Source organism: Ferrovibrio sp., from assembly GCF_046297895.1.
In the GTDB taxonomy this organism is placed as follows: domain Bacteria; phylum Pseudomonadota; class Alphaproteobacteria; order Ferrovibrionales; family Ferrovibrionaceae; genus Ferrovibrio.
The window spans coordinates 34,575-50,550 of sequence record NZ_JBKBHC010000002.1 but is presented as its reverse complement, the minus strand read 5'-3'; the positions used below and the strand labels follow the sequence as shown (position 1 = coordinate 50,550).

The 15,976-nt window shown below is 64.5% G+C and carries 14 protein-coding genes; 9 read left to right on the top strand and 5 right to left on the bottom strand.

The window, feature by feature from the left end; translation table 11 throughout:
* The coding region (locus ACK4FK_RS02815; protein WP_409740804.1) for a PAS-domain containing protein at window positions 1-5,256 on the bottom strand (5,256 nt) is incomplete at its 3' end.
* A 127-nt stretch (window positions 5,257-5,383) separates the two neighbouring features.
* On the opposite strand from ACK4FK_RS02815, the gene ACK4FK_RS02810 reads away from it, so the two are divergent.
* Window positions 5,384-6,313, top strand: coding sequence for an esterase-like activity of phytase family protein (locus tag ACK4FK_RS02810; RefSeq protein WP_409740801.1), 930 nt, complete (start codon window positions 5,384-5,386; stop codon window positions 6,311-6,313).
* A 96-nt stretch (window positions 6,314-6,409) separates the two neighbouring features.
* Window positions 6,410-7,585, top strand: coding sequence for an esterase-like activity of phytase family protein (locus tag ACK4FK_RS02805; protein WP_409740798.1), 1,176 nt, complete (start codon window positions 6,410-6,412; stop codon window positions 7,583-7,585).
* Between the two features lie 55 nt (window positions 7,586-7,640).
* On the opposite strand, the gene rpmB is transcribed toward ACK4FK_RS02805, so the two are convergent.
* Window positions 7,641-7,934 (bottom strand): 50S ribosomal protein L28, encoded by a 294-nt coding sequence (rpmB, locus tag ACK4FK_RS02800; protein ID WP_409740796.1) that lies wholly within the window; start codon window positions 7,932-7,934, stop codon window positions 7,641-7,643.
* 295 nt (window positions 7,935-8,229) lie between these two features.
* Between rpmB and rpmH the strand changes: the two genes are divergently transcribed.
* From rpmH to argB, 6 genes are read left to right on the top strand one after another with little or no spacing between them, the layout of a single operon-like run.
* Window positions 8,230-8,364: a 50S ribosomal protein L34 gene (gene rpmH, locus ACK4FK_RS02795; RefSeq protein ID WP_409740793.1), complete on the top strand. Its 135-nt coding sequence runs from the start codon at window positions 8,230-8,232 to the stop codon at window positions 8,362-8,364.
* 10 nt (window positions 8,365-8,374) lie between these two features.
* Window positions 8,375-8,758, top strand: coding sequence for a ribonuclease P protein component (rnpA, locus tag ACK4FK_RS02790; RefSeq protein WP_409740790.1), 384 nt, complete (start codon window positions 8,375-8,377; stop codon window positions 8,756-8,758).
* Entirely contained in the window at window positions 8,755-9,015 is a 261-nt protein-coding gene (yidD, locus tag ACK4FK_RS02785; protein WP_409740787.1) for a membrane protein insertion efficiency factor YidD, read from the top strand. The genes rnpA and yidD overlap by 4 nt, the downstream gene beginning before the upstream one ends.
* Window positions 9,015-10,850: a membrane protein insertase YidC gene (yidC, locus tag ACK4FK_RS02780; RefSeq protein ID WP_409740785.1), complete on the top strand. Its 1,836-nt coding sequence runs from the start codon at window positions 9,015-9,017 to the stop codon at window positions 10,848-10,850. The genes yidD and yidC overlap by 1 nt, the downstream gene beginning before the upstream one ends.
* Window positions 10,851-10,855: 5 nt before the next feature.
* Entirely contained in the window at window positions 10,856-11,509 is a 654-nt protein-coding gene (gene yihA / locus ACK4FK_RS02775) for a ribosome biogenesis GTP-binding protein YihA/YsxC (protein WP_409740782.1), read from the top strand.
* A gap of 45 nt (window positions 11,510-11,554) precedes the next feature.
* A complete protein-coding gene (argB, locus tag ACK4FK_RS02770) occupies window positions 11,555-12,469 on the top strand; it encodes an acetylglutamate kinase (protein ID WP_409740779.1) in 915 nt (304 codons plus the stop codon).
* A gap of 72 nt (window positions 12,470-12,541) precedes the next feature.
* Here argB and ACK4FK_RS02765 read toward each other — a convergent pair whose 3' ends face one another.
* Both ACK4FK_RS02765 and gcvA read right to left on the bottom strand, forming a co-directional pair.
* On the bottom strand, window positions 12,542-13,429 hold the full coding sequence (locus tag ACK4FK_RS02765; RefSeq protein ID WP_409740776.1) for a DMT family transporter: 888 nt from the start codon (window positions 13,427-13,429) through the stop codon (window positions 12,542-12,544).
* Window positions 13,430-13,521: 92 nt separating this feature from the next.
* On the bottom strand, window positions 13,522-14,415 hold the full coding sequence (gcvA, locus tag ACK4FK_RS02760; RefSeq protein WP_409740773.1) for a transcriptional regulator GcvA: 894 nt from the start codon (window positions 14,413-14,415) through the stop codon (window positions 13,522-13,524).
* Window positions 14,416-14,501: 86 nt separating this feature from the next.
* Between gcvA and ACK4FK_RS02755 the strand changes: the two genes are divergently transcribed.
* Window positions 14,502-14,963 carry a VOC family protein gene (locus tag ACK4FK_RS02755; RefSeq protein WP_409740771.1) on the top strand — a complete coding sequence of 154 codons (462 nt, stop codon included), beginning with the start codon at window positions 14,502-14,504 and terminating at the stop codon, window positions 14,961-14,963.
* A gap of 102 nt (window positions 14,964-15,065) precedes the next feature.
* On the opposite strand, the gene ACK4FK_RS02750 is transcribed toward ACK4FK_RS02755, so the two are convergent.
* Complete coding sequence (locus tag ACK4FK_RS02750; protein ID WP_409740769.1) at window positions 15,066-15,947, bottom strand: haloalkane dehalogenase; 882 nt, start codon at window positions 15,945-15,947, stop codon at window positions 15,066-15,068.
* Window positions 15,948-15,976: the final 29 nt, after the last annotated feature.

Genomic DNA, 15,976 nt, shown 5'->3' with positions numbered 1-15,976 from the left:
GGTGGGGGGTGTTCGCCCCGGGGTACCCCCCGCCCGGGCGGCGCCCGCGGCGGGGGGCCCCGCCGCGGCCCGCCACGCGGCCGTGGCCGAAGGCGTGCCCAGCACGCGGTTGATCGCGGCGATCAACTGCGGCAGCGCGATCGGCTTGGCGACGTAATCGTCCATGCCGCCGGCAATGTAGCGCTCGCGGTCGCCTTCCATCGCATTCGCGGTCAGCGCGATGATCGGCAGCCTGGCGCAATCCTGCGGCAGGCGGCGGATGGTCTGGGTGGCGGTCAGGCCGTCCATCTCCGGCATCTGCATGTCCATCAGCACAAGATCGTAAGGAGCCTTCTGCACCTGTTCGCAGGCCTCGATGCCATTGGTCACCAGATCGACCTGGTGACCGAGCTGGCGCAGCATCAGGCCGATCACCATCTGGTTCACCTGATTGTCTTCGGCCACCAGGATGCGCAGCGACTTCTGCGTGGCCGGGCCGACGGCCTGCTCGGCCGGGATGTCGATTTCAACGGGCTGGCCGTCGCGCAGGGGCAGGGTGAACCAGAATATGCTGCCTTCGCCCTCGGTGCTTTCCACGCCGATCTTGCCGCCCATCAGTTCGGCCAGCTGCTTGGAAATCGCCAGGCCAAGGCCGGTGCCGCCGAAACGGCGCGCAATCGAGCTGTCGGCCTGGCTGAAGCGGCCGAACAGATGCTTGATCTTGTCGGGCGCGATGCCGATTCCGGTGTCGCGGACCTTGATGGTCAGGCTGAAGCGTTCTTCATCCAGCCGCACGGCATCGACGATGATCTCCACCTCGCCGCGGTCGGTGAACTTGATCGCGTTGCCGGTCAGGTTGAACAGGATCTGGCGCAGGCGCGCCGGATCGCCCTTGGCAAAGCGCGGCACTTCCGGCGCCACGCAGGTACTCAGCCGCAAGCCCTTCATCACCGCGCGCGGGTTCATCATCGAGACGGCGCTTTCGATCAGGCGCGGCAGATCGAAATCGATCGATTCCAAGTCGATGCGCCCGGCCTCCAGCTTGGAGAAGTCGAGGATGTCGTTGATCAGGGTGAGCAGATGCTCGGCGGATTCGCGTGCCGTCACCACCAGCTTGTGCTGCTGTTGCGACAGCTCGGTGTTCTGCAGCAGGCCGATGGTGCCCAGCACCCCGTTCATCGGCGTGCGGATCTCATGGCTCATCATGGCCAGGAATTCCGATTTCGCGCGGCTGGCCTCCTCGGCGCGCTCCTTCTCCTCCGAGAAGCGGTCGGCCAGTTCGCGCAGGCGGAAGGATTGCTGTTCGACCTGGCGATTGGCGGCTTCCAGGTCGGTGATGTTGCGTTGCAGAATCTCCTGCTGCTGCTTCAGGGCCGTGATGTCGGTGCGGATGCCGACCACGCCGCCGTCGCTGGTGCGGCGTTCGGTGTTGCGGAGCCAGCGGCCGTTGGCCAGCCGCGTTTCGGTGCTGCCGCTGCCCTTGCGGAACAGTTCCACCCGCTCGGCCAGCCATTCCTCCAGGAAGGAGGGCTCCATGTCCACCATCTGGCGCTGGATGCTGGTGCGCAGGATGTCGCTGAATTTCGCGCCGGGCACGAGCAGGTCGCTGATCTCGCTGTAGAACTCGCGATATTTCGAGTTGCACAGAACCAGGCGCTCGTCCTTGTCGTAAAGCACGAAGCCGTCGGGGATGCTTTCGATGGCATCGAACATCTGTCGCTCGGCCTGTTTGATCGCGGTAATGTCCGTGCCGATTCCAACCAGGCCCCCATCGACGGTGCGCTGCTCGTGGATCAGCAGCCAGCGGCCATCGCTCATCTGCCGCTCGATCGAGACACCTTCCGGGTTGCGGTGCTGCCAAAGTCGCTCGGCGATCCAGGCCTCCCTTTCGCCCTCGGGAACGGCGATGGCACCGCGGGCCAGCGCCGTGCGGATCATCTCCTCGAAGGTTATGCCGACTTGGATGATGTCCTGCAGGGCCGGGAAGTATTGGACGAAGCGTCGGTTGAACAGCACGACACGATCATCGGCATCGTAGAAAACGAAACCCTCGTTGATGGCCTCGATGGCGTCGCGCAGGCGTTGTTCGGCCAGTTTCAGATCGGTGATGTCGTCGATGATGGCGATCACGCCGCCCTCGGCGGTGCGGCGGCGCTGATTGCGCAGCCAGCGGCCATGCCTGAGCTGCACGTCGATCGGCTGCCCCGACGGAGCGTGGAAGTCCGCCTTCAGGCGCGCGACGTAGTCATTCACGTCCACGCTTTCATCCATGCGGTCCTGCTGGCGGGCCACCAGTTTCATCATCTCGTCGAAATGGATGCCGACGCGGACCGTCTGCGGGTCATGTCCGGTCAGGTCGTAGAAACGGCTGTTGACCATGGCCAGACGGCCGTCGCGGTCATAGAGGGCAAAGCCCTCGGCCAGCGATTCGATGGCGTCGCGCAGGCGCTGCTCGGCGTTCTTGAAATCGGAAATATCAGACACCATGCCGATCACGGTGCCTTCGGGCGTGCCGTGGCGCACGGTGCGCAGCCAGAATCCCGGCCTGGCCTCGATGTCGAAGGGCTGTCCGCTCGGTTGTTCGAAATCACGGCGCAGGGCATCGACATAGGCCTGGGCCTCGGCCATGCGGCCCTGCGCCTGGCCCTGGGCCAGGATGCCGGCCAGGATCTGGTCGTTGTGGGTGCCGGGCCCGACCAGGGCCGGATCGTGGCCGGTCAGTTCGTAAAACCGCCGGTTCAGGGTGATGATACGGCCGTCGCGGCTGTACAGCACGAAGCCTTCGGCCAGCGATTCGATCGCATCGCGCAGCCGTCGCTCGGCCAGTTTCAGGTCGCTGATGTCGTTGAATACGGTGATCACGCCGCCATCCAGCGTGCGGCAGCGCTGCATGCGCAGCCAGACGCCGGGATAGGGTTCGCTGTCCACCGGCTGCCCGGTCGGCTGCGAGAATTCGGCGCTGATCGCATCGATATAGCCCTTGGCGTCGAAGCCCGGCGCGAATTCCCTGCTCCGCTCGGCGGTGATGCGCATGATGTCGCGGAAGTGGATACCGGGTTTTACCAGGGCCGGATCCTGCCGCGTCATCTCGTAGTAGCGTTGGTTGGCCATCACCATGTAACCATCGCGGTCGTACAGGATGAAGCCTTCGGTCAGGGCCTCGATGGCGTCGCGCAGGCGCTGCTCGGCCAGCTTCAGGTCGGTGATGTCGCTCACCACCGAGATCGTGCTGCCGTCGGCGGTACGATGGCGCACGCTGCGCAGCCAGATTCCGGGGCGGATCTCCCCGTCGATCGGCCGGCCCGACGGGTTGCGGTAATCGCGTTCCAGCGCGGCGGCAAATCCGGCGTGATCGGAACTGGGCCAGTGCTTCTGCCGCATGTTCAGGATTTCCCGGAACACATCGTCGTAGGTCGCACCGGGCTTTATAATCTCGGGATTATGGCCGGTCAGGCCGTAGAAGTGGCTGTTGGCCAGCCGCAGGCGGCCATCGGGACCATACAGCACGAATCCATCCGACAGGCTTTCGATCGCATCGCGCAGGTTCTGTTCTGCCTGCTTCAGGTCGGTGATATCGTCGATCACCGAGATCACGCCGCCGTCGATGGTGCGATGCCGCTGCGTCCGCAACCAGTAGCCGGGGCGAACTTCCGAATCCATCGGTTTGCCCGACGGGTGCCAGAATTCCCTGCGCTGCATTTCCTTGAAGGCAGCGGTATCGAAATCCGGCCAGCGCGCCACGCGGCGCTGGGTGATGATTTCCAGCATTTCCTCCACATGGGTGCCGGGGCGGATCTGTTCGGGATCGTGGTTGGTCAGTTCGTAGAAGCGGTGGTTGGCCACCATCAGGCGGCCGTCGTTGCCGTACAGAACGAAACCGCTGCCTAGCGCCTCGATGGCGTCGCGCAGGCGCTGTTCGGCGATCTTCAGGGCGGTGACGTCGCTGGTGATGCCGACCGAGCCGCCCTCGCTGGTCGGGCTGATCGAGAAGCGCAGCCATCGGCCATCCGCCATGCGCCATTCATACAGGTAACCGCGCTTTTCCCGCTGCAGGCGGTTGGTCCGGAATGCCAGGTGGCGTTGCCGGGCCTCCGGTGTTGAGGCCGCGCCGAAATCGGGCGCGGTGATTTCAAGCACTTCTCGGTAACTCACACCCTCCCGACCGATGAAGGCCTTGAAGTTCGGCAGCATGTCGAGGGTGTTGTGGTTGAACAGGGCCAGGTTGTCGTTCTTGTCGAACAGCACGAAACTGTCCGGCATCGATTCCACGGCATCGCGCAACCGCTGCTCTGCCCATGATGCGCGGCGGATCTGGTTCTGCAGGATGATCAGGAAGCCAAGGCCGGCCAGCACGGCCAGCAGCATGGCGGCGGCACTGAAGGCGAGATTCTCGTTCCAGGTGGCCAAGATGTCGTCGCGCGACACGCCGGCGGCGACGATCAGCGGAAAACCCGGCACGCGCCGGAAGGCCAGATAGCGCGGCACGCCGTCGGGCAGGCCGGTGGTGAGATACAGGCCGGCATCGACGCTGTCGTATTCGCCGCTGAACAGCGGCACGCTGCGCGCATCGCTGCCGATGCCGGGTCCGATCTCCGGCGTGCGGGCGATGCGGATGCCTGCGGCATGATGCAGGGTCAGCGAGGTGTCGTGGGTGATTGCCGCCTCGCGGTAGAAATTCACGAAATAGAAGGGGTCGACGGCGGCCACCACCACGCCGCCGAAACTGCCATCGGGTTTGTTGAAGCGCCGGCTGACGCTCAGCGCCCACTGGCCATTGATGCGGCTCTGCACCGGCAGGCCGATGAACAGGCCGGTATGACGCCGCTCGGCATGGACGCGGAAATATTCGCGGTCGGCGCCATTGAACGGACGCGGATCGAGGCTGCCGCTGTCGCTGATGGAAGTGCCGTCCTGGTCCAGCACCAGGAAGGCGCGCACCTGCGGCAATTCCGCCAGGCGGGCATTCATCCGCTCGCGCAACGCGGCCAGGGAATGGAAGGGCTGCGTGCCGGCCATGCCGCCCAGCGTCTCGGTATAGTTCAGCAGGAAGACGTCGACAGCCGAGAAGCTGCGGCTGGCATGCTCCTCCATCATGACCGCCAGCGAGCGGGCCGTGGCCTCGCCATTCGCGATCTCGTCATGATATTGGCGATAGAGTTGCACGCCGAGCACGCTGCCGAGCAGGATCACCAGCATGGCGACGAACAGGGTCGGCAGCGCCATGACGCCACGGCCGGCCGGCGCGATTCTGGGAGGCAGGATCGGTGCTGCCGTCATGGCTGGTCAGGCCCCGGCAGGGCTGCGGAGAAACATGCGGGTCATCATGGGATTCAAATCTAAACAATTGATAAGTCTAGTCCTGCTTCTTCTGCTCGGCAGCGGCCAACCGCTGCCGGGGCGGGCCATGGGGCAATCTGCCGCGGAAACCCTGGCGGTGCGCAGCGCGGAACTTTCGCTCGATCCCGGCCAACCTGAGCGGGTTCGGGTCGGCGCGCTGCGCTACCTCGGTGGCCTGATCCTGGCCGCCGACGGCGATGTTTTTGGCGGATATTCCGGAATAGTCGTTGATTCCGACGGCGCCGGGCTGTGGGCGGTATCCGATCTGGGCCATTGGCTGCGTCTGGATTTCGACCGAGATGCGGCCGGTCTGCCCGTCGCGGTCGCCGCCGCCCGGCAGGTTCCGCTCAAGGATGCCCGCGGCCAGCCGCTCCTGCGCAAGGGGCTGAACGACGCCGAGGCCCTGCGCCGCCTGCCCGATGGCTCATGGCTGGTCGGTTTCGAACGGTCCCATCGCTTGTGGACCTATGACGAACCCGGCTCCGCCGCGCGCCATGCCTTGCCGTTGCCACCCGGCTTCGAGGCCCAGCCCGGCAATGGCGGGGCCGAGGCGGTGGCCGTATGGCCTAGTGGTGACCTGCTGGTGCTGAGCGAGGAGAAGGAGGCCGGGGCGGGCCATACATCCGTATGGCTGCGCCAGGGCGGAATGCAGGGCGAGGCCTGGTCGGACCTGTCCTGGCCAGCCCGCGACGGCTTCCGGCCCACCGATGCCGTCGCCCTGCCCGGTGGCGACGTGCTGGTGCTGGAGCGCTACTTCACGCCGCTGACCGGGCCGAAGGCGCGCATCAGCCGCGTGGCCATGGCCTCCATCCGTCCTGGTGCGGTGCTGCAGCCGGAAACGCTGGCGGAATGGGCGCGGCCGTTCTCGGTCGACAATATGGAAGCGCTGGATCTGCGCCGCGCCGATGACGGCAGCCTGTGGCTCTATGTGATGTCGGACGACAACCGCAACAGCCTGCAGCGCACGCTGCTGATGGTGTTCCGGCTGGAGGAGTGAGTGCGCATACAAGCGTAAGTTTTTTGATTGAAGCAAGAATCTGAATCACAACCCTCAGCTTTGTGACTAGCATTGTGCAGCAAAAAGGAGCTGCCGATGAAACAAATGCTGACCTGCACTCTGTTCATTGGTTGTGCAATCTATATTACCCTTATCGGAATTTCGTCTGCAGGGGCGCAGACCAGCATCGACCTCTCACGGATTTCCAATCTGCGGTCTGACTCGAGTAGAAGCGATTTTGTGCTTCTGGCCGGATTTCATTTCTCGAGCTCAAGTTTCAAGTCAGGTAAATGCCAAGGCGAAAACTGTCTGGGTGGATACTCTGGTCTTTTTATCTCAGAGGATGGTCGGACATTTACGGCCATATCGGATCAAAGGCACTGGCTAGAGGCCGATATTGAAACTCAGAATGACCTGCCTACTGGTTTGAAGAATATACGAGTCACGAAGATAACCGATAACCGGCTTCCCCATAATCCGGAAGCACTTCAATGGCATGCCAAAAGCAGGCGATGGCTTGTTTCGTTTGAGGACGACAAATCCACACGCCAGGAGATTCTGGCCTGGGCGACTGCTGATAAAAAATTTGGGCCGCCAATAAATTTGGGGCACATCCCTAATAGTTTGTTGAAGGATCGGGGCCTTGAGGCCGTCGCTCTACTGCCTGATTTGAGTGCGTTACTATTCGCAGAGGGCAAGAACGATTCTGTTGAAACCGTATCTTTGGTCTGGTTTCTGCCCAAATTATCAACACCAGATGCCACATCAGCGCAGCATGCTTTGGTTATTCAAAAATTAGCTTGGCGCCAAACAGATTTTTTTCAGGTTACGGATGCATTTGCTTTGCCCGGTGGCGGTGTTCTGGTGCTAGAGCGTCGCTTTCTTTCCAAACCAGTTACGAAACATGAAGGTATAACGCGCATTCCTGCAACCAGACTGAAATGGGTAAAACAAAGTGAAATGAATGCCGTGCTTTGCCGTGATCAGAGTGAGGCGGTGTGTCCGGAGTGGTCGAAAGAAAAGCTGCCAGTATTGAAAGCCGAAGTGCTTATGGCCTTGGAAGGGACCATATCTGAGCCTGGTAGGCCCCACAGTCCTGTCGACAACATGGAAGGCCTCAGCGTGCGATGTGTGCACAACAAGGCCTGGGTCTACGTGATCTCGGACGACAATCCGCAGCTTGACACCCAGCAAAGAACCATCCTGCTGGTTTTTGAGTCGAACAATGACGAGTTAAACAAGGTCGCCTGCATCACGCCGGCCAGCCAATGAAAAACGCCGCTGGCATCTCTGCCGGCGGCGTTTGCAATCCGAAAGCTTAGGAGGATCAGGCGGCCTTGGCGGCCAGGGCCTTCTTGATCTTGCGCTTCAGCACCTTGGCTTCGTCCGACAGGCGGTCGTCGCGGGTCTTCAGCAGCCAGTTGTCGATGCCGCCGTTATGCTCCACCGAGCGCAGGCCGTGGCTGGAGACGCGCAGGGTCACATCGCGGCCCAGCGCCTCGCTGATCAGCGACACGACATGCAGGTTGGGCAGGAAGCGACGCCGGGTCTTGTTGTTGGCGTGGCTGACGTTGTTGCCGGTCTGAACGCCCTTGCCGGTCACTTCGCAACGACGGGCCATGATGAACCTCTAACTTTCCAGTGTGAGTCGTAAATTTGGCGGCCGGTTATAGGGGCTTACCCCCCACCCGTCAACTCGAATCCCGGCCCGGCCCGTCGCTTGGGAAAAACCCCGGTTTTGCCGGGCTTTGTGCTGGCCGGGCTTTGCATAAAGGCGCGTTGACTCCACCGGCCCGACCCCGTATACAGCGGGACCGATTTTGCCGGGGGTCCGCAGGCCCCCGGTTCTATTTGCGTGTATTCGTCTTTTTCCGCGGTTTTCCGGGATAAAGACGGCTGTCAGACGGAGAGCCGCTGTGAAACGGACCTATCAACCCTCCAAGCTGGTGCGCAAGCGCCGCCATGGTTTCCGCGCCCGCATGGCCACCAAGGGCGGCCAGAAGGTGCTGGCGTCCCGCCGCGCTGCCGGCCGCAAGAAGCTCTCGGCCTAATTTATCCGCGATGGCGACGGGCGGTGTCGAACGACTCCGCCGCCGCGCGGATTATCTCCGGGTGCAGGCGGCCGAGCGGCGTGTGGCGCTGCCCGGTCTGCTGCTACAGGCCGCACCGGGCGAAGCCGGGTGCCGCCGTGTCGGGTTCACCGCCTCCCGCAAGGTCGGCAATGCCGTGGCCCGCAACCGGGCCAAACGCCGTCTGAAGGCCCTGGCTGGCGAGATCCTGCCGCTGCATGCCGCCAGTGGCCATGATTACGTGCTGGTGGCCCGCCAGGCCACGCCGGCTCGCGAGTTCCAGGCGCTGCGCCGCGATCTCGAAAGCGCCCTCAGGAAACTGAAACTCTGGCAGCCCGTCATGGCTGCCGCAGCGGGGGAGGGAAGCGCGGCATGACATTTCTGGCCAGCCTGCTCAGCCTGCCCATCAAGGCCTATCGCCTGATCCTCTCGCCGTGGGTCGGGCATAACTGCCGCTATCAGCCGACCTGCTCATGCTACGCGCTTGAGGCGCTGGAAAAGCACGGCGCGGCGCGCGGCGGCTATCTCGCCGTGCGCCGGCTTGCGCGCTGCCATCCCTTCGGCAGCAGCGGCTACGACCCGGTTCCCCCGGTTTCCGTTGACAACACCTCCGTACAGCAAGGCTCAGTCTGATGTCCGACCAGAAGAATCTCATCATCGCGATCGTCCTGTCGGTGGCGATCCTGTTCGGCTTCCAGTTCCTGGTGGAGGCGCCTCGGCAGGAGCGCCTGCGCGAGCAGCAGGCAACCCAGCAGAGCCAGACCCCGGGCCAGGCCCCGGGTCAGGCCCCGGCCGCCGATGGCGCCAGCGTGCCGGGCGCCTCGGGCCTGCCGCAGATGCCGAGCCTGGCGCAGCAGGCCGCCGACCTGGCGGTGAGCCGCGAGAAGGCGCTGGCCGAAAGCCCGCGCGTGAAGATCGAGGGCAAGCGGCTGGTCGGCTCGATCAATCTGCTGGGCGCCCGCATCGACGACGTCGTGCTGCCTGAATACAAGGAAACCATCCAGCCCGACAGCAAGCCGATCCATCTGCTCTCGCCGGCCGGCGGGCCGTCGCCCTATTACGCCGAATTCGGCTGGACCGTGGCGGGCAACGGCGTGGCGCTGCCGAACGCGCAGACGCGCTGGACCGCGGACCGCGAGGTGCTCAAGCCGGGCCAGCCGGTGACGCTGCGCTGGGATAACGGCCAGGGCCTGGTCTTCGTGCGCAAGATCGAGATCGACGACAATTATCTCTTCACCGTCACCCAGTCAGTCGAGAACAAGGGCGACAAGGCGCTCACCCTGTTCCCCTATGCGTTGGTCTCGCGCCACGGCACGCCCAAGACCGACGGCCTCTACATCCTGCATGAAGGCCCGCTCGGCGTATTCCGCGACAAGGCCGGCGACAACGGCACCCTGCGCGAACTGGGCTATGGCGACCTGGCCGACGACAAGGTGCGCGAATACGACACCGTGGGCGGCTGGATCGGCTTCACCGACAAATACTGGCAGACCGTGCTGGTGCCCGGCGTCGAGCAAACCGTGAAGGCACGCTTCACCCATGCCAAGCCCAACAACGGCACCGACCGCTATCAGGCCGACTATCTCGGTGCCGGCCAGCAGCTCGAGCCGGGCAAGAGCGTCAGCGCCACCACGCTGCTGTTTGCCGGGGCCAAGGAAGTGAACCTGCTCGACCGCTACGAAGAGCAGCACAAGATCCTGCGCTTCGAACTGTCGGTCGACTGGGGCTGGTTCCACTTCCTGACCAAGCCGATGTTCTACAGCATCGACTTCCTCAAGGGCGTGCTCGGTAATATCGGCCTGGCCATGCTGGCCGTCACCGTGATCGTCAAGCTGCTGTTTTTCCCGCTCGCCTACAAATCCTACGTGGCGATGAGCGCGATGAAGAAGCTGCAGCCCGAGATGCAGAAGCTGCGCGAGCGCTATGGCGAGGATCGCGCCAAGATGCAGCAGGAACTGATGGCGCTGTACAAGAAGGAGAAGGTCAATCCGGCCGCTGGCTGCCTGCCCATCCTGCTGCAGATCCCGGTCTTCTTCGCGCTCTACAAGGTGCTCTACATCGCCATCGAGATGCGCCACGCGCCGTTCTATGGCTGGATCCGCGATCTCTCGGCGCCCGATCCCACCTCGTGGATCAACGGCTTCGGCTTCCTGCCCTGGGCCGTGCCTGATCTCGGGCCGCTGTCGATCATCTCCATCGGCGTCTGGCCGATCATCATGGGCGTCTCCATGTGGCTGCAGATGAAGATGAACCCGACGCCGCCCGATCCGGTGCAGCAGAAGATTTTCGCGCTGATGCCGGTGGTGTTCACCTTCATGCTCGGCCATTTCGCCGCCGGCCTGGTGATCTACTGGAGCTGGAACAACACGCTCAGCATCCTGCAGCAGTATGTGATCATGAAGCGGATGGGTGTGAAGATCGGCGGCGGCGCCGAGACGCCCGAGCCCGCGTCCAAGCCGAAGAAGTAAGCCGCATGGCCGACCTGCCGGCCGTGGAAGAGGAATTCGGCCCGGCCGCGCTGGAACGCGGTCGGCTGCTGTTTGCCGGGCCCTGCGAGTTCTTCGCCGGCGCCATGACCATGGCGCAGTTGCCGCCCGCCCGCGGACCGGAAATCGCCTTTGCCGGGCGCTCAAACGTGGGTAAGTCCTCGCTGGTCAACGCACTCTGCGGCCGCAAGGCGCTGGCCCGCACCTCCAACACGCCGGGCCGCACGCAGCAGCTCAATTTCTTCGATCTGGGCAACGGCACGCTCAGCCTCGTCGACCTGCCGGGCTATGGCTATTCCTCAGTCGGCAAGGCCAAGGCGGCGGCCTGGACCGACACGACCCGGGCGTATCTGAAGGGGCGGCCCGAACTCAAGCGCGTCTGCCTGCTGGTCGACAGCCGACACGGCCTGAAGGCCGGCGACGAAGAGATCATGACCCTGCTCGACAAGTCGGCCGTGGTCTATCAGGTGGTGCTGACCAAGGCCGACAAGTCCTCGGCCGCCGACCTGGCCAAGGTCAGGGCCGTCACGGCAGAGACACTGAAACGTCACGTCGCCGCCCATCCCGTCATCCGCGTCACCTCCAGCGAAATCGGCTTCGGCATCCCGAACATGCGGGCCGAGCTTGCGGCCCTGGCTTAGACCCTCGTATAACCGCTGCACCAACCTGAAACGCCGAGAAGCACCATGAAAACGACCGGCCCGAAGCCGCTGGAAGCGCATCTGCAGGAAACCGCCCTGGTTCTCTCCGAGGCCCTGCCCTACATGCGCCGCTTCGCCGGCCAGACCATGGTGATCAAATACGGCGGCCATGCCATGGGCGACGAGGCCCTGGCGATGCAGTTTGCCCGCGATGTCGTGCTGATCAAGCAGGTCGGGATCAATCCCATCGTGGTGCATGGCGGCGGGCCGCAGATCGGCGCCATGCTGGAGCGCCTGAAGATCAAGTCCGAATTCGTCGACGGCCTGCGCGTGACCGATCAGGCCACCGTCGAGATCGTCGAGATGGTGCTGGCCGGTTCGATCAACAAGCAGATCGTCACCGCGATCAATGCCGCCGGCGGCACCGGCATCGGCATCTCGGGCAAGGATGGCCGCCTGATCGAGGCACGCAAGCTGCGCCGCTCCGTGCGCGATCCCGGCTCGAATATCGAGAAGCTGCTCGACCTCGGCTTCGTCGGCGAGCCGATGCGCATCAATCCCGACATCCTGCGCAGCCTGCAAAGTTCCAATCTGATCCCGGTGGTCGCCCCCATCGGTGTCGGCGAGAATGGCGAAACCTACAACATCAACGCCGATACGTCGGCCGGCGCGATTGCCGCCGCGGTCGGCGCCAGCAAGCTGCTGATGCTGACCGACGTGGCCGGCGTGCTGAACAAGGACAAGAAGCTGATCCCCAGCCTCACCGCCAAGGACGCGCTGGTGCTTATGGGCGACGGCACCATCTCGGGCGGCATGATCCCGAAGGTGGAGACCTGCCTCGATGCTGTACGCGGCGGCGTGAGTGCCGCGCATATCCTCGATGGCCGCATCCCGCATGTGCTGCTGTTGGAGCTCTTCACCGCCCATGGCGTCGGCACGATGATCGAGAGAACGCCCTGACGGGCGCTCGACCGCACGCCGTAAAGACAAAGTCACGGAGACGGAAAAGCCGCCAGGGTTGCTGGCGGCTTTTTATTGCGCCGCCGGCCGCCGGTTCACCAGCGCGATGCCGGCCACGATCACCAGCACGGCCAGCCAGGTGATCAGGCCGTAACGCTCGCCGAAGACGAAGGTGCCGATCCCCAGGCTGGTCGCGGCCATCACATAGCCGATCTGGCTTAAATAGACCGGCCCGGCCACGCGCTGCAGCTCGAAATAGGGGATGAAACTCAGGCAGGCGAACAGGCCGGCGGCGGCCAGCACCCAGTCGGCATCCAGGCTGCCCATGGGCAGATGGACCGCGCCGAAGGCCACGCCGCCCAGCAGCAGCCATAAAGCCGCGCCCAGCAGCGTGCCGGCGGCCAGCGCCAGCGGGGCGGCATCCTGCGGCCAGGCGCGGGTGCGATAGATGTTGCCGGCCGCCAGCGATACCGGTGCAATCAGCGCCAGCAGCATCCAGGGCAGCGCGGCATCGTCCACCGGGCCTGAACGCGGCAGCAGGATCATCAGGATGCCGGCCAGGCCAAGCGCGATGCCGCCGGCGCGCAGCCAGGCCAGCTTTTCCATGCGCAGGGTGAGCGCGAAGATGTAGGTCAGCATGGCGGGGAAGGCATAGACGATGCTGGGCAGGCCGGCGCCGACCTGCGAGACCGCCAGAAAGACCATCACGTTCGGCAATGCCAGCGTGATCAGGCCGCTGATGGCGTAATAGCGCAGGTGCCGCGGCTGCAGCGGCGGCCGGGCGCCGCTGGCGATGGCCAGCAGCAGCAACAGCAGGCCGCCCAGCAGATTCTGCCAGAAGGCGAAGCCGATCATCGGAATGCCGGCACCCGCCGCCAGTTTGGCAAAGGGTGGTGCAAAACCGAGTGCGACGCCGGTGGCGATCAGCAGCAGCAGGGGATAGAAGCGGGACTGGCGCATGGTCTCATGACGGAGCGGGATGGGCTGCACCAGCTATCGCGGCGGGTGTGCCGCGTAAAGCCGCCTTCGGGGTTATTGTGCGGGCCATCACGTCAGCGCAACAGCCAGTCGCGGAAGGCGCGGATCGCCGGTTCGCGTTCGCGTCCGGCCAGGTGCAGCAGGTAATAGCCGCCCTTGCGCCGGACGCGGCATTTCGGCAGCGGCTCGATCAGCCGGCCGCTGCCCAGCTCGGCCTGCACGAAGATGTCGGGCACCAGGGCCAGGCCCAGGCCGTTCACGGCGGCCTCGATCGACATGAAGAAATGCTCAAAGGCCGGGCCGCGGATCTGGGCGGGCGGTTTCAGGGCGGCGGCCTCGAACCATTCGCTCCAGGCTTCCGGCCGCGTGGAATGGGTCAGCAGCACATGGCGCTTCACGTCTTCGGGCTTCTTCACCGGCCTGGCTTTCAGCAGGGCCGGCGCGCCGACCAGGATCACGGTTTCGGCAAACAGGAATTCCGCCTTCAGCTCGGCGGGCCAGGTGGCGCTGCCGCCGCCATACTGAATACCCACATCCACCGGCTCGGCGACAAAGTCGATCGGCCGGTCGGCGCTGGTCACGTCCACGGCGATCTCGGGATGCAGATGCTGGAAATCGGCCAGCCGCGGCATGAACCAGCGCATGGCAAAGGTCGGCAGCATGGTGATGGCCAGCCGGTTGGCCGGGCGGCCGGCGCGGGCGATCAGGCGCGTGGCGGCGCTCATGCGCTCGAAGGCATCGCTCAGGGCCGGCAGATAGGCGGCCCCGGCTTCGGTGAGCTGCAGGCCGCGCGGGCCGCGCTGGAACAGCGTCACGCCCAGTTCCGCTTCCAGCTGCTTCACCAGCCGGCTCACCGCGCCCTGGGTGACATGCAGGTCCTCGGCGGCGCGGGTGAAGCTCAAATGCCGACCGGCCGCGGCGAAGGCGCGCAGGGCGTTCAGCGAGGGCAAGTCATGAGAAAAACTCATAGCGAGACGAGATTAAATCGATTGTGGCCGATGCGCCAGCCGCTATGATCCGGCCGGTTTCAGCCCCCGGATATTCAGAGGCCCCGATGAACGCCCTTGCCCCGACCAAGACCGCCGCCGCAACCACCAAGGCGATCCGCCCTTTCCATCTCGCCTTCCCGGTGCGCGACATTGCCGAGGCGCGCAAATTCTACGGCGAACTGCTGGGCTGCGCCGAGGGCCGCTCGTCGGACACCTGGGTCGATTTCGACTTCTACGGCCATCAGGTGGTGGCGCATCTGGCGCCCGAGGAAGTCGGCTACAAGCAGGCCGGCGCGGTGGACGGCCATGACGTGCCGGTGAAGCATTTCGGCGTCATCCTGACCATTCCGGACTGGAAGGCCCTGGCCGAGAAGCTGCAGGCCGCCGGCATCAAGTTCATCATCGAGCCCTACGTGCGCTTCGAGGGCGAGGTGGGCGAACAGCACACCATGTTTTTCCTCGACCCCTCGGGCAACGCGCTCGAATTCAAGGCCTTCGCCCACGACGAGATGATCTTCGCGAAGTGACGGCGGCCTGCTGCCGTCATCCCGGGCTTTTGACCCGGGATCCCATTCTGCGCATGCTATGAAAATGGGACCCCGGCTTGAGGCCGGGGAGAAGATTGGAGTTCAGAATCTGGCGAGCGCTTCCGTCGCGACGCGCGCGCCCCATTCCTGCACGAAATGGCCGGCCTCGGGCAGTTCCAGCGGTTCGGGACAGCCCTTGATGATCTTGTGCAGGGCCCGCATCGCCGGCGGGCCGAGCACGGGGTCGGTCATGCCGATCGCCATCAGGCTCTTGCCCGTCCACTCCTTCATCCAGAAATCGCGCGCCCGCCGCGACAGCGCGGCGCCCGGCGCCTCGGGTGAATCCGGCACCAGGTTGGGAAAGCGCCGCACGCCGGCCTTGTAATCGGCATCGGGATAGGGCGCCTCGTAGGCAGCGGCTTCCGCCTCGCTCAAATGCGGGCAGCTGCGCTGCATCAGCCGGGCGATCTGCATATCGGGGTTCTTGTTGTTCCAGTCGCGCCAGGCTAGGAAGCCCTCGCCGAGCGGCACGTCGCCGGTGCCGAGCGCCGTGTTCATCACCACGAGACCGGAGAACCGCTCGGGCATCTTCATCGGGATGGTGAGGCCCAAGAGCCCGCCCCAGTCCTGTACCACCAGCACCACGTCGCGCAGGTTCAGCGCGCGGATCAGCGCGACCAGGCTGTCGCGATGGAAATCGAAAGTGTAGATGCTCTCATCGCGCGGCTTGTCGGACTTGCCGAAGCCAAACAGGTCGGGCGCCACCACGCGGTGGCCGGCCGCCGTGAAGACCGGGATCATGCGCCGGTACAGGTAGCTCCAGGTTGGCTGGCCATGCAGGCAGAGGAAGGTGCGCCCGGCATGCCGCCCCTCGTCGAGGTAATGCATGCGCAGGCCATTCTCATGGGTCAGGTAATGCGGCCGGAAATCGTAGCCCGGCAGGTTTTCAAACCGCTCGTCCGGCGTGCGCAGGGCCTCGATCATGGCGTCCTCTCCCTTTTCTTTCAGGAGAG